We start from the raw sequence: 13,242 nt of genomic DNA, 5'->3' as shown, positions 1-13,242 counted from the left end.
ATATGAGAAAAAATACCCTTTTTCAAATGCTTCTAATACTATTATTTACAACTCAATTTGGTTTTGCTCAGGTTGATGTGGTGTATAATAATTTAGTTTGGTCAGACGAATTTGATGGAACTGGTGCAATAAACGCAACCAAATGGCACCATCAAACGCAGATACCTGCAGGCGGAAGTTGGTATAATGGCGAAGTACAGCATTACACAAATCAACAAACAAATTCATCTGTTGCTGGTGGCTTTTTAAATATTACAGCTAAAAAAGAACCTTACACCAGTCAAGGTGTTACAAAACAATATACTTCAGCACGATTGAATTCAAAATTTGCTTTTCTTTATGGACGCGTTGATATTCGTGCGAAGATTCCAACCAATCAAGGTACTTGGCCTGCCTTATGGTTGTTAGGGAAAAATATTAACGAAGATGGTGGTTTTTTTGATGCTCAATTTGGAACAACAGGTTGGCCAGCATGCGGTGAAATTGACATTATGGAGCATGGTATCACACAATCGCAACCTGCTGGTTATGTGCAAAGTGCGATTCATACCCCTTCTTCTTTTGGAAATACAGTTAATCATGGCGGTACAATTGCAGCTAATTTAGGAACCGATTATCACGTATATTCCATGAATTGGTCTCCTTTTCAAATTACTTTTTTATTGGACGGAGTAGCATTTTATACCTATAATCCTTCAGTAAAAACACCTAGTAATTGGCCGTTTAACGCAGAACAATATTTGTTATTAAATATAGCTATGGGTGGCGTAGCGGGAACTATCCCTTCAAACTTTATGCAAGCAACTATGGTTATCGATTATGTTAGGGTTTATCAAAATACAACTGTAGACACACAAGCACCAACTAATTTCACTGCTACTATTGGTGCAGTAACTAGTTCGACTATTGAATTATTACTAAACGGTAACGACAATTCTGGAAATGTTTCTTATAGCATTAATTATAGCGGTGGTACAATAAATACAGCTAGCCCATCTGGAGTTCAAAAATCTGTTGTTGTACCAAACTTAAACCAAAATACAAATTATATTTTTTCAATAGCAGCAAGTGATTTGGCTGGAAATAATTTTGTATCAAATCCAATTGTTATAAACGCAACTACAACTAGTGTTACAGGTTGTTCAGGGGTTAGTAATTTAGCGCAAATAGGTGCTTTCTCTACTGGATATAATTATGCTTTTGAAACGTTAGGAACCAGTGTTAAAATCACTTACGGCTTATTAGATACGGACAAAGTTGGAGTAGTGGCTTATCTGTGGAGACAAAATCCATTTGGTGAAACTCAAATGACAAATGTATCAGGTAATATTTTTACTCACACTATTACGGGTCAAACTATCGGTTCCACTATAAATTATGGTGTGAAGTTTGCTTATTCTGGAGGTATGTCAGTAACAAATTATTATACGTATGTGGTAGGTAGCAATTGTGCTTTAGAAGTGGCGTCAATTCAAGAACCCTTAGATTTTTCATTCCTAAATCCTGTTGAAGATTACATTAAAATACATGCTGAGGATATAATTGACAAAGTAGAAGTATATAATATGACAGGAGTTTTAGTTTTAGAAACCAAAACGGATACTAACAACATTGACATTAAAAATCTTTCACAAGGAATTTATTTACTAGCTGTCCACTCAGGAGATAAAAGAAGCGTTAAAAAAATGATAGTGAAATAGTTACCACTAAACTATAAAAAATCTAAAAATACCTTACAGAAATCTATTTTTGTGAGGTATTTTTATTATGTTTAGACACTTATTTATAATAAAAATAGTTAATTTTTTAAATAATATTTGGTATTTTGAAATATTTAACATTATATTTGCTACTAACAAACCCCTAAAACTTATTTGCTTATAATATAAAAATACTTTTTTTAAAAATTTTAGTTCCAAATCTAAAAAGTATATTTATGGCAAATAACGCACAAACTCCTGACGCAATTTTATTGCAAAACTACATTAGCGGAGAAGAAACAGCTTTACAAATTTTAATAGAAAGACACCAGTCTAAAATTTTTGGTTTTATTTATTCTAAAATTCCAGACCGTTCAGTATGCGATGATATCTTTCAAGATACGTTTATTAAAGTAATTAAAACCTTACGCACGAAAGGGTATAATGAAGAAGGAAAATTTTTGCCTTGGGTGATGCGTATCGCTTCTAATTTAGTTATTGACTACTTCAGACATAATAAAAAAATGCCATATCAACGTGAAACCGACGAATATAGTATTTTTGATTTTATGACCGATTCTAGTTTGTCTATAGAAAACCAACTTATTGAAGACCAAGTTTACTTAGATATAAGAAAAATCTTAGATCAATTACCAGAAGATCAAAAAGAAGTTATAAAAATGCGTTTTTACGAAGATTTAAGTTTCAAAGAAATTTCTGAGATTACAGGTGTGAGTATCAATACTGCCTTGGGTAGAATGCGGTATGCTGTAATTAATTTGAGAAAAATTGTAGAAAAAAATAATATTATATTAACTAATTAATCCGTTCATACAATAATATATTGTGTTTTTGCGTTATCCTATAAATAAACATTTAAGTTCGTATATGGGAAAACTTTACGCTAAAAAAAGACAATCAATTAAAGAAATGAAACCCAGTAAAAGTGCAGTTAGTTTTATATTGAGTTATTCGCAGGCAATGAAAATAGTAAAAGTAGGCACACATACTTTTGAAAACATTGTAAATTGATTAAAAATGCTTCGGAAACTATTTCGAGGCATTTTTTTTAAAGTACTCCTTTAAAACCGTTTTTCGTCCAATTGTTTTAGTAATGATATCTTTTTCTAAATCCCATCCTCTTGCTGGTGAATATTCTCGTCCGTACCAAATAATTTGCAAATGCAACTCGTTCCATGTTTCTTTTGGGAAAATAGCTTTGGCATCTTTTTCTGTTTGTACTACATTTTTACCAGAGGTCAAATTCCAACGGTAAAGTAAACGGTGAATGTGCGTGTCTACAGGAAATGCGGGCACTCCAAATGCCTGACTCATTACTACGCTAGCCGTTTTATGTCCCACGGCAGGCAAGGCTTCTAATGCTTCAAAACTTTGTGGTACTTCGCCATTGTATTTTTCTAGCAAGATATGTGATAAACCGTGAATCCCTTTCGATTTCATAGGTGATAATCCACAAGGGCGTATGATTTCCTTAATTTCTTCTACACTCAATTTAATCATATCCTGTGGATTATCTGCTTTGGCAAATAACAACGGCGTTATTTGATTGACACGAACATCTGTACATTGTGCCGATAGTAAAACAGCAATCAGTAACGTGTATGGATCTTTATGGTCTAAAGGAATTGGAATTTCAGGATACAAATCGTTTAACGTATTTATAACAAATGTTGCACGCTCTTTTTTAGTCATTTTCTTATATTTGATGTGGTAAAGTTAATCAAAGGCAAGAACAATATCAAAAATCAATAACAATAACAATAACAATAACAATAACAAATTCTAACACCCAACACCTTAAACCAAAAAAAATGACACATTTAAAAGTGGGCGATATAGCGCCAAGTTTTTCAGGAACTGACCAAAACGGTAAACAACATACTTTAGCCGATTATAAAGGAAAAAAACTAGTAGTATTTTTTTATCCGAAAGCCAATACGCCGGGATGCACCGCAGAAGCTTGTGATTTACGAGACAATTACGAACGCTTTCAAGCCAATAATTTTGCTTTGTTAGGCGTGAGCGCCGATAGTGCCAAAGCACAAAAGAAATTTGAAGAAAAATATAGTTTCCCATTTCCTTTATTGGCAGATGAAGACAAATCTGTGATTGAAGCATTTGGCGTTTGGGGGCCTAAAAAATTTATGGGAAAAGAATACGACGGGATTCATAGAACCACCTTTATAATAGACGAAAATGGTTCTATATCTGATATCATTACTGATGTGAAAACCAAAGCACACGCCAGTCAGATTTTAGGATAAAGAAAAAGGGTTTTCATGGTATTTGAAAACCCTTTTTTTTATTTTATTATTTATAATGTTTAGCATCATAATCTACCGTCCATTCAATGCCATATTTGTCTCTAAACATGCCAAAATAGCAACCCCATGGACTATCCGATATAGGAAATTCTATAGTACCACCAGCTGAAAGTCCGTTGAATATCTTGTCTGCTTCTTCTTTGCTTTCTGTACTAATGGCAATTTTACTTCGGTTTTCATTTTCACTAGCCAACCTTCTTATTTTGGATTGATATTAATTACTATCATATTCTTTTCCAAACCAAACTACTGCGTAACCCTTGCTTATTCCAATACCAATAGCGTTACAATTACTATCGGACCAAATACCTTGATTAATAATTACTGCATTGTGCCCAGAACTTTTTTTCCAACCTTCTAAAGCACCATCTGCGGTAACAGAAGCTCCATGTATGCCATAGGAAATTTCATATCCATTCCCTTTATAGCTAGTAAGCTCACGGGGTTTATCCCACATACATGAAGCTTTTGGACTATCTTCTGTGTAGCAACACGGTGTCCACGTGCCATTATTAGACCAACTATGCATGTTGCATGTGCTGTTAAACAATCTATTCGTTTGTAAATCTTTCACGTGGGTTTGTGCAACAAAAGTTAAAGAATTAGAAAGTTTAATATTAGGTAAACCTTTTTCTTTTCGGAATTCCATTATCAATTCATATAACTTCTTTTCTTCAGGGCTCAAGGTTTGAGAAAAAGACTTAGAAAAGATGATAAAAAATAAAACAGTTAATAGAAATTTTTTTGCTCTCATTTTATTAATTTTGTTATTTAAATTATAAGATAATATTTATCTATCCCCCAGTATTGTGGATTTATAAACTAAAAATTTTGGTTTTACATACTCAAAGGTAGTATAAAACTATAAATCAAGCACTAAAGTAACAATTTCTTGAAACGGTTATTAGTATTTTGTGACTCATTTTCACTTTTTAATGTAAATTAGTGATCACTTGTAATAACTAACAAAGCAATATAGTAACTAACAGCCCCCTTTTTTACGAACACGTTTATACAATATTTTATTGTCTCGTTCAACATAATCACCCGATATTATTGGATAGGAATACTTTGGAGCGTGAGATATACTATGACTTTTTATAATTATTTTATCAGTAACTTTTAAACTATGTAATTGTTTAAATTCATTATTCAATTCAGGTCCAAAGGAAAGAATATAATCATCCCCCTTAATTTTTACCAATATTCCGAAACCTAATCTTGAGCCAGGCGGGAGAGTAAGAGCGGTTATTTCTCCTTCAATATTTGTAAACTCATTAACAGACGTTCTTATTTTAGTTGCACTTGCAATTACTTTTTTACCTGCAGGTGATGCTTTCCATTCCATGTACATAATGCCATCTGGACTAGCTTCCCATTTTTTACGTGCCGTTTTCATTTCTTCTGCAGTAAGTGGCTTTTGAATTGGCTTTTTTGAATTATTATTTTCTTGATTTGTATAATAAAATCCGAATGCTAAAACAATCGAAAAGATTATAACGTAATTAATTTTTTTCATCTTTTTTGTATGTTTAATTAATAATAAAATTTTAGTTTCAATCTGAAATTAGTATTTTTTCAATCCCAATTATTTTGTTTTCTTCTGAAAGACTAATAAAATAAGCACCATTTGGAAGATTTTCTCTAAATAAAGAAAAAGTTTTACCAGAATAGTTCGTTTTTTGTTTTACAATCTGTCCGTTATAATTGTAAATCGTAAGGCTTACATTTTTATAATTGCTACTAGTTTGTATAGTTGCCGAAGAATTAAAAGGGTTTGGGTAAACTGAAAAAACCGACTGACCCATGTTTTCATTACTACTTAAGTTGCTTTGCCCCGCTTGAATGCAAGCATTTGGGGTGCTTTGGTAGGCATAATCTTTTATGGTAAATGATCCTGACATTTCTAAAAAATCTAAACGTGCCCAGCCATAATAAGTATGGGCACCTACAATAAGTCTAAGTGCTAAATATTTATTCGTTTCCCCTGGCCAGTAACCTATACTCGCTCCTAAACCCATTGTGCCAGGGGTATTATAATCATACCATGTAGTTAATGAAGCACAAATAGTATTTGATGCTGGCAATGCCCATGGGAAATAGGTTCCATTAACAAAATTCCCGGCATAAGCATTATTATTTAAGGGGTTACAAAATACTCCAATTGAACTTCCGCTTCCACCAAATCCAAATATAAAATCAATTATTGTATCATTATTTAAATCTAAAGAATAAGATGCATTAGGAGTAGCGTCAGGAATATCGGTATAAATTATTTGTGAATGTAATTTATGGTTAAAACAAAATAATATAAAAAGACAGCAAAAAAAGGACACTTTTTTAGTATTTATAATTTTTGTTTTCATTTTTTTATTAGAATTTGAATTTTTTTAGTTGATTCCTATTGTAACGTTATTTTTGTTTATTTGCAAATTCAAAAATAGCGCCAACTGCTACACCAATAGCTAAACTTAAAGCTAATATTGAATGTGCATTTTCGAAAGAATGGCCATATAAAGTTCCAAATGCAACCCCAAGGGCTGCTCCTATACCAATACCATTTCCTGAAACTATGTTTTTGTTTTTAGCGATAAATAAAAATGAAATTCATTAATTAGTTAATTTGTTTTTATTTTTCCTGCAATTACAATTTGTGTTTCGACCTTTTAAAGGAGTTAGGAATTGGTAATCCAATACTTTCCATGAAGCAATGTAATCAAAAGTACAAAAAAACTTTAAATAAAGATCTAAATTTCAATTTAGTATCCTTGAGTGATTATATGATACCAACTTTTGTGCTATCCATAAATATACCAAATTAAACACAATAAGTTATTTGTATAAATTTGGTTAAATGTCAATTATTTTTTTTTCGATTATTAAGATTTAAAAATTATTTAATAAATAACAAATTTATTAATGCTATTTTTGTACTTATAAATTTAATTATGAAAACCAAAAATAAAGTGGCTGTAATAATGGCTGTGTATAACACGCCATTTGACATTATAAAAAGAGCAATAGATTCGGTTTTAAACCAAACTTTTCAAGATTTTGAATTATTAATTATTGATGACGGAAGTACGAATGATTCTCAAAATTTAATTTTAGATTATGTTATTAAACATGAAAGTAAAATGACTTACTTGCGACATAAAAATTGCAGTCAATCAGAATCTATAAATAGAGGCATTTTACTAACAAATAGTGAATACATAACTGTAATTGATGCAGATGATGAGTACAAACCAAATCATTTAGAATTATGCTTGTCGGAGATAAATTCATTAGATTTGATTGCTTCTACAACAGAAACTATTGTAAATAATGAATCAGATTATTACGTTCCGGATCGTTTCAATAAAAATGAAGTAATTCATGTGGATGATTGTATTTTGTTTGCAACACTTTTTGGAAAAAAAGAAGTTTTTACAAGCTTAAATTTTTTAGATATGTATGGTGCAGATGCTCATTTTTATGAATGTGCTGAAAAGTTATATTTTGTGGATAAATTAGATTTAAGAACCTATGTTTATTACAGAAATAATCCAAATAGTATTAGTGCAAAAGTTAAAATGAATAATTTCAGTTAATGGAAATACCTTCAAACTTTTCATTAGCAAAAAATCTAATATTAGGCTGTCATATTTCAGGGGTTTATGACGTAAATAGAAGCCAAATCCTTTTAGATGACGATTTTTCAATTATTGAAAAATGGGCTAATTCCATTTCAAAATTAAATCTTCAAGCAATCATTTTTCATAATAATTTTTCCGAAGAAACTATTTTAAAACATCAATCAGAACATTTATTATTTGTTACAATAACACACGATATTCAATTTAATCCAAATGTATTTAGATATAGCGTGTACAGCCAATTCATCCATAAATATTCGGATGCAATTGAATCGCTTTTTGTAACGGATGTTTCGGATGTTTTAGTGTTAAAAAATCCATTTATACAACCTTTATTTATAGCTAATTCAGATTTTGTATTTTGTGGTGATGAACCCACAAAATGGGATAATGAATGGATGTCCGAGCATGGATCTCATTTAAGAAGTCGAATTAAAGATTTTGTTGCTGTTGAAGCGGCAAACAAGTCAAATAGTTTATTAAATTGTGGGATTATTGGTGGCCATATTCAAACCATTAAACCATTATTAGAATCAATTTGGCAAATTCATAAAAATTATAATTTTGATAATACCACTTCCTTTACAGGCGATATGGGCGCTTTTAACTATATGATGCGGAAAAATTATAATAATCGAATTTTACATGGTGATCCGGTAAACTCAGAATTCAAAGCTTATTTTGATGACGGAACCAATTGGTTTATGCATAAATAGTGTTTTTTTAAATATAAAGATGGCGAGTAGCCATAAACAGTTTTTTTAACGTTTTGCAGCTTGGCGATGTGGCGGATTAAGGAAGCCTAAATTTTCGAATTAAAACTGACTTTGCAAGTAAAAAGCGACTTTCAGTTTTGCCCGAAAGCCGCTATTGCTACAAACTGCGGTTGTAGGTTGTATTATTAAAGAAAGAAATGTTTTACTTTTCAATAGTTTCTATTTTATATAGACTTTTATTTTTAAAGAATGCTTCAAAATATACACCTTCTATTGGATAAAAAAGTATTATTTTGTATTTTTCTTTTTCTGTTATTTCAATATTTTCTATAAAAATAACATTCTTTTTATTGGATATTTCTTTTTTTGACAAAGTCTTTATTGATAAATTTTTTAAAATAACTTTATTTAAGTTACAATATTTATTTTCTTCTAAATATAAGACACTTCTATTATTTTCTTCAATATGTAGAAAATCTAATAAAATTTTATTTTTTAAAACTTTTTCCAAAGATTCGCAATAGCTACAATCTTTGTTGTAAAAACTAAAACATAAAAGAATTGATAATAATAATATTTTTTTCATAATTCTATTTTTTTTATTGCCATTTAATTAAAACATCCCCAGCATTATTAAGCCAAATTGTTTCACCATATGTAGCTTGTTCAAAAAGCAGGCCTTCTTCACCAGGTTGATCTATACCATCAACAAAATCCCCTAAATGAACATATTCATGTAATATTGTAACACCTAGTAAAAAGGCTAAACTATCTCCTTCTGGACCTGGAGTAGAGTTTTCTAAAAGGTTTACAAAATCAATGTCAATAGTTAATACATTTGGAGTAGCCGAACTAAAAATACCATAACAATTAACTCCTCTACTATCTAATTGAGCAATCTGTATAGTTGGACCTTGACCCCATTTTAAATCGTTGATAACTTGTTGACTACTCAATTCTGAATATTGAACTAATTTATTAATAATAAATTGATTGTTTTTAAGTTCAGGTATTTTATTTTTTAAATATTCGGTTAATTTTGGATATTGTGTCGCGTAATTACTACCCGCAGGGTACTTAAACGTTGGAAAAAAACTTAATAAATTTCCATTGATTTCTGAATCAATCAACTCTTTCACAAACTGTTCAGCATCCTGGTCAATTACAGCAATTGTTGGATCACCGCCTAACAGAGGATTGTAATTTGGATTAGAAACGACAATTTTATTGTTAGAAAGATATTCTCTTATACTTGGGTTTAAGTCGTAAATAAGTTTTTGCTCAGGTGTTAATTGAGTATTTGCAAAATTATCTGCAAGAGCCATTCCTACATTTACACTTGTAGCTCCATTATTGTTGTTTCCTGTACCTTCAATAATTTCAAATTTACTAGTAGGGTCATCAAGTGTAGCTAAATCATAAGTTGTTGTTGTAGAAACACATAGTGGGCATAAATCACAAGCTCCTTTACATCCAACACAATTGAATGTTGTTATTGTACCCCAAACACCTTGCAATCTCATGTTTACGAGACCATTATGATTAAAGTCATTAACAATTTCTGTTACATTAAATTCATTATTACCTTCTTTTTGATATTCTAAAACTGACCACTGCCAAGCATTATTTGCTTTGTAAAAAACAATATTATAGAAAAGACTTTCGGTGTTTTGATAAGGAACAGGAATAACTGGTAATGTAAAAGTATAATTACCACTTATTTGAATACGTTGTTTTACTAAAGTAGTATCTACAACAAAACTAATAAAATCGCTAGATTGTCTATTGACTAATGATTGGTTTGTTGAGGAATTTGTGCTTATTTCAAATTTAAATTTTTTGATTTGAGTTTTGTTTAAAAATTCTTTGAATGAAATTTTGTTTTTATCTACATGCGAATGTTCGTCAATATTAACTTCATTTTTTTCACAAGAAAAAAAGATAATAGATGCTACTAAAGCAAAAGAACTGAAAATTTTAAATAATTTTTTTTTCATAATTACATTGTTCTTGGTTACTAATTTTTATGGTTCATTGGTTAAATATAGCCTACAACGTTTTGCAGCTTGGCGTTCGGGCGGGTTTCGGAGCACAAAACTGTCTGCCAGCACTGAACTTGATACGAAGCACAAAGCTCCAAGTTTGCACGTCACCCCGCCTGACGCAAAACCCGTGTTAGTGCCTAGTTCTTCTATGGGTTTGATTTGTCAGTCCCAGTTAATTTCTTAAGCATTCGAATTTTAAACAATTCGAAAACACTTGGTGGTTCGTCATTATGTGTCTTACTTTCCAATGTCTCACTTGGATTGAATTTAGCTGCGTCAATCATAGTTTCAAGAAGTTTAGCGGAAAGTTGATGTCTTTCAGGTGACTCTGGTAGTTTTTCAATTTCTCGCTTGTCTGCTTCGTAGGATTTTGTTAAAGCTTCTTTATAGGCGTACTCTTGCTGAAGTCTTTTATTTTGACTTTGTTGTTTACTTGCAAATATTGCAAGCCAAAATGCTGGAATAAAAAAAGGAAGTCTTGAAATTACTTTCATAAACGCATCTTCAACAGATGTAGCATCTTTTAAATTTGTAATTGCAAACCAAATTGCACCGCACATTGTAAGTATGAAAACATAAGCCCACAACCAATACGGTTTATTATATGATTCTCTTTGGTCTTGGTAGGCTTTTGCCAAACCTGTTGCAGTTGCACCTGGAATTAGTCCTTCGATTTTTTTAAATAATGTATCTGCGTTGTCCTCCCATGTCTTTTTATTGTTTTTGATTTCGGACTCAATAGTGTCAAACCTTTGTTTTTGCCCAATAATATTTTTCTCATTATCACCCAGTAGTTCGACCTTGAAGGTTTCAATTGCTTTTAATTCTGTTTCTGATTTTTCCTTGTCAGCCGTAATCTTTGAAAATGCCTCATTAGCTAGTTCTAATTGCGATTTGGTTTGTCACTCTTTTGGATGAAGCAATTCATTATGAAAAGTATTTATTCTGTCAACATTGTCTGACATTACTTTAATTGTCGACTCCATTATTGATAGACGCGAGGTCATTAGTTCTCTCAATGATGGCTTCCCCTCAGTTATCTGATTGATGTCGTTTTTATAATGCTCAATTTCTTTACTTAAATTGTCTCGTTGAGTCGTAAGGGTTATTATTTCCTGTTTAATTGCATTTTTATCTTCCATAGTTGTAATTATTTATTGTATGTCGTCTAAGCATTGGCATTAACTCATTTATATACTCCGTTTTTTGAGTTTAGTTGAGCAAAGCTATGCCCACTTTGGTGTATATGCTCAAAATTAGCCGTTTGAATTTTAAAATCACTGAGCATTACTTTGCATTATTTTTTAAAATTATATGCTTTCTTTTACAATTAATTAACGAAAATGAACATGACCTATCGAAAATGAACATTATTTTAAAATTTTCTAAAAAATCTTATTTTTTTAACACTTCTAACATTGAATAATGCACTTAATTATAGATGATATTGATAATTTCTAATTTAAAACTAATTAAATAAAGAGGTGAAATTATTTATGTAGAATGATTTCTGCAAAACAATTGAAGAAGTATCTAATTGAAATAACAAATTACGTTCTTTATATGGTGAAAAATTACTGCCAACTAGTATATATGCGTTAAAGAGTTTCGTATATACACCCATATTTGGGTAGTTATACGAAGTTTTGTTTCGCTTATTATTAAAACCAATTGTAATAAATAATTTCCAAACTTGTTGGTTATACTTTTATAATAAAAGAGGAGTAGGGTAAAAGGTTTTGGGTAAAGAGTAAAAGGCAAAGTGTATTGGGTTTATTCAAATATTTTGAAATAAAAAAAGCGACTACTAGCCGCTTTTTAAAGTGTATGTTTTGGAAAAAATTACTTTCCTAAGTTTTTCATTTCTTTTTCTAACATGTCGTAAAACTGGTCAATTTTCGGCATAATAATAATGCGAGTTCTACGGTTTTTAGCTTTGTTTTCAGCAGAGTCGTTGGCAACTAAAGGTACATAAGCACTTCTTCCTGCAGGTATTAATTGTTTTGGGTTTACACCTAAATCGTTTTGTAACACACGCACAATTGCTGTAGCACGTTTTACAGATAAATCCCAATTGTCAACCAATACGGCGTTTTTAAAAGGTACATTATCGGTGTGGCCTTCTACCATACATTCAAAATCTGGTTTGCTAGTAATTACTTTGGCTACTTTGGCTAAAACAGATTTTGCTTTCAAATTGACATCGTAACTTCCAGATTTAAATAATAAATTGTCGGCTATAGAAATCATTACCACTCCTTTTTCAACATTAATATTAATATCTGGATCGTCAATACCTACTTCACGTTTTAAACTAGTGACTAATGCTAAGGTAACACTATCTTTTTTAGTTAAAGCATCTTGTAAACGGGTAATTTTTAAATCTTTTTCTTTTAAACTTTCTAAAGATTTTTCCAAGTTTTCCGAACCTTTAGCCGTTAAAACGGTCATTTCTTTTGAAAACGAAAGCAAATCAGAATTGGTTTTCTTTAAATAATCCAACTGAGATGTTAAATTATTGTTTTCTGCGTTTAGCTTTTCTTTTTCAGACAAACAGCTATTTAATTGTACTGTTGCTGAGTTAAGCAAATCTTGAGTGGCTTTTTCTTTTGCCTCAAGCAAAGAAAATTTCTTTTTAGATACACAGGAAGTCAGTGTAAACGGGAGAATAATAAGTAAAACTAGTAATTTTTTCATGAAAATATTTTTTACAAATTTATATAGAAAAAATCATACCAAACTAAGTTGTTAAGTAAAATTTATGTTTTTTTTTGCAGTATTGATAAGACAAACGTCTA

14 protein-coding genes are annotated in these 13,242 nt (G+C 30.8%); 5 read left to right on the top strand and 9 right to left on the bottom strand.

Translation table 11 applies throughout. The features are described 5' to 3' along the window. Positions 1–2 precede the first annotated feature (2 nt). Both ABWP60_RS05590 and ABWP60_RS05585 read left to right on the top strand, forming a co-directional pair. Positions 3–1,700: a family 16 glycosylhydrolase gene (locus ABWP60_RS05590; protein WP_353149712.1), complete on the top strand. Its 1,698-nt coding sequence runs from the start codon at positions 3–5 to the stop codon at positions 1,698–1,700. A gap of 236 nt (positions 1,701–1,936) precedes the next feature. After that, positions 1,937–2,524 (top strand): RNA polymerase sigma factor, encoded by a 588-nt coding sequence (locus tag ABWP60_RS05585; RefSeq protein WP_353149709.1) that lies wholly within the window; start codon positions 1,937–1,939, stop codon positions 2,522–2,524. 226 nt (positions 2,525–2,750) lie between these two features. Here ABWP60_RS05585 and ABWP60_RS05580 read toward each other — a convergent pair whose 3' ends face one another. Then, on the bottom strand, positions 2,751–3,413 hold the full coding sequence (locus ABWP60_RS05580) for an endonuclease III domain-containing protein (protein WP_353149706.1): 663 nt from the start codon (positions 3,411–3,413) through the stop codon (positions 2,751–2,753). 119 nt (positions 3,414–3,532) lie between these two features. Between ABWP60_RS05580 and bcp the strand changes: the two genes are divergently transcribed. Beyond that, positions 3,533–3,985: a thioredoxin-dependent thiol peroxidase gene (gene bcp / locus ABWP60_RS05575; protein WP_353149703.1), complete on the top strand. Its 453-nt coding sequence runs from the start codon at positions 3,533–3,535 to the stop codon at positions 3,983–3,985. Between the two features lie 46 nt (positions 3,986–4,031). Here the strand turns inward: bcp and ABWP60_RS05570 are convergent, their stop codons facing one another. From ABWP60_RS05570 to ABWP60_RS05555, 4 genes are all read right to left on the bottom strand, one after another. Then, on the bottom strand, positions 4,032–4,238 hold the full coding sequence (locus tag ABWP60_RS05570; protein WP_353149700.1) for a VOC family protein: 207 nt from the start codon (positions 4,236–4,238) through the stop codon (positions 4,032–4,034). A 21-nt stretch (positions 4,239–4,259) separates the two neighbouring features. Continuing rightward, on the bottom strand, positions 4,260–4,799 hold the full coding sequence (locus ABWP60_RS05565; protein WP_353149697.1) for a CAP domain-containing protein: 540 nt from the start codon (positions 4,797–4,799) through the stop codon (positions 4,260–4,262). A 228-nt stretch (positions 4,800–5,027) separates the two neighbouring features. Continuing rightward, the gene (locus ABWP60_RS05560) at positions 5,028–5,564 is read right to left on the bottom strand and encodes a hypothetical protein (protein ID WP_353149694.1); all 537 of its coding nucleotides are present in this window, start codon (positions 5,562–5,564) and stop codon (positions 5,028–5,030) included. A 37-nt stretch (positions 5,565–5,601) separates the two neighbouring features. Continuing rightward, positions 5,602–6,411, bottom strand: coding sequence for a T9SS type A sorting domain-containing protein (locus tag ABWP60_RS05555; RefSeq protein ID WP_353149692.1), 810 nt, complete (start codon positions 6,409–6,411; stop codon positions 5,602–5,604). Positions 6,412–6,993: 582 nt separating this feature from the next. On the opposite strand from ABWP60_RS05555, the gene ABWP60_RS05550 reads away from it, so the two are divergent. Both ABWP60_RS05550 and ABWP60_RS05545 read left to right on the top strand, forming a co-directional pair. Continuing rightward, on the top strand, positions 6,994–7,638 hold the full coding sequence (locus ABWP60_RS05550; RefSeq protein WP_353149690.1) for a glycosyltransferase family 2 protein: 645 nt from the start codon (positions 6,994–6,996) through the stop codon (positions 7,636–7,638). Then, a complete protein-coding gene (locus ABWP60_RS05545; RefSeq protein ID WP_353149687.1) occupies positions 7,638–8,399 on the top strand; it encodes a hypothetical protein in 762 nt (253 codons plus the stop codon). The genes ABWP60_RS05550 and ABWP60_RS05545 overlap by 1 nt, the downstream gene beginning before the upstream one ends. 202 nt (positions 8,400–8,601) lie before the next feature. Here the strand turns inward: ABWP60_RS05545 and ABWP60_RS05540 are convergent, their stop codons facing one another. From ABWP60_RS05540 to ABWP60_RS05525, 4 genes are all read right to left on the bottom strand, one after another. Next, the gene (locus ABWP60_RS05540) at positions 8,602–8,985 is read right to left on the bottom strand and encodes a hypothetical protein (protein ID WP_353149684.1); all 384 of its coding nucleotides are present in this window, start codon (positions 8,983–8,985) and stop codon (positions 8,602–8,604) included. 13 nt (positions 8,986–8,998) lie between these two features. Next, positions 8,999–10,396, bottom strand: a complete 1,398-nt coding sequence (locus tag ABWP60_RS05535; RefSeq protein ID WP_353149681.1) for a hypothetical protein — start codon at positions 10,394–10,396, stop codon at positions 8,999–9,001. Between the two features lie 194 nt (positions 10,397–10,590). Then, positions 10,591–11,082 (bottom strand): hypothetical protein, encoded by a 492-nt coding sequence (locus ABWP60_RS05530; protein WP_353149678.1) that lies wholly within the window; start codon positions 11,080–11,082, stop codon positions 10,591–10,593. Between the two features lie 1,204 nt (positions 11,083–12,286). After that, positions 12,287–13,141, bottom strand: coding sequence for an OmpA/MotB family protein (locus tag ABWP60_RS05525; protein ID WP_353149676.1), 855 nt, complete (start codon positions 13,139–13,141; stop codon positions 12,287–12,289). Between the last annotated feature and the right edge of the window lie 101 nt (positions 13,142–13,242).

This window comes from Flavobacterium sp. (assembly GCF_040402895.1).
Lineage (GTDB): Bacteria > Bacteroidota > Bacteroidia > Flavobacteriales > Flavobacteriaceae > Flavobacterium.
The sequence above is the reverse complement of the archived record's forward strand: the minus strand, read 5'-3'. Positions and strand labels throughout refer to the sequence as shown.

Bases quoted from the DNA above. Each gene is read 5' to 3' on its own strand.
- ABWP60_RS05590 (WP_353149712.1), top strand. From the start codon at position 3: ATGAGAAAAAATACCCTTTTTCAAATGCTTCTAATACTATTATTTACA.
- ABWP60_RS05585 (WP_353149709.1), top strand. From the start codon at position 1,937: ATGGCAAATAACGCACAAACTCCTGACGCAATTTTATTGCAAAACTAC.
- ABWP60_RS05580 (WP_353149706.1), bottom strand. From the start codon at position 3,413: ATGACTAAAAAAGAGCGTGCAACATTTGTTATAAATACGTTAAACGAT.
- bcp (WP_353149703.1), top strand. From the start codon at position 3,533: ATGACACATTTAAAAGTGGGCGATATAGCGCCAAGTTTTTCAGGAACT.
- ABWP60_RS05565 (WP_353149697.1), bottom strand. From the start codon at position 4,799: ATGAGAGCAAAAAAATTTCTATTAACTGTTTTATTTTTTATCATCTTT.
- ABWP60_RS05560 (WP_353149694.1), bottom strand. From the start codon at position 5,564: ATGAAAAAAATTAATTACGTTATAATCTTTTCGATTGTTTTAGCATTC.
- ABWP60_RS05555 (WP_353149692.1), bottom strand. From the start codon at position 6,411: ATGAAAACAAAAATTATAAATACTAAAAAAGTGTCCTTTTTTTGCTGT.
- ABWP60_RS05550 (WP_353149690.1), top strand. From the start codon at position 6,994: ATGAAAACCAAAAATAAAGTGGCTGTAATAATGGCTGTGTATAACACG.
- ABWP60_RS05545 (WP_353149687.1), top strand. From the start codon at position 7,638: ATGGAAATACCTTCAAACTTTTCATTAGCAAAAAATCTAATATTAGGC.
- ABWP60_RS05540 (WP_353149684.1), bottom strand. From the start codon at position 8,985: ATGAAAAAAATATTATTATTATCAATTCTTTTATGTTTTAGTTTTTAC.
- ABWP60_RS05535 (WP_353149681.1), bottom strand. From the start codon at position 10,396: ATGAAAAAAAAATTATTTAAAATTTTCAGTTCTTTTGCTTTAGTAGCA.
- ABWP60_RS05525 (WP_353149676.1), bottom strand. From the start codon at position 13,141: ATGAAAAAATTACTAGTTTTACTTATTATTCTCCCGTTTACACTGACT.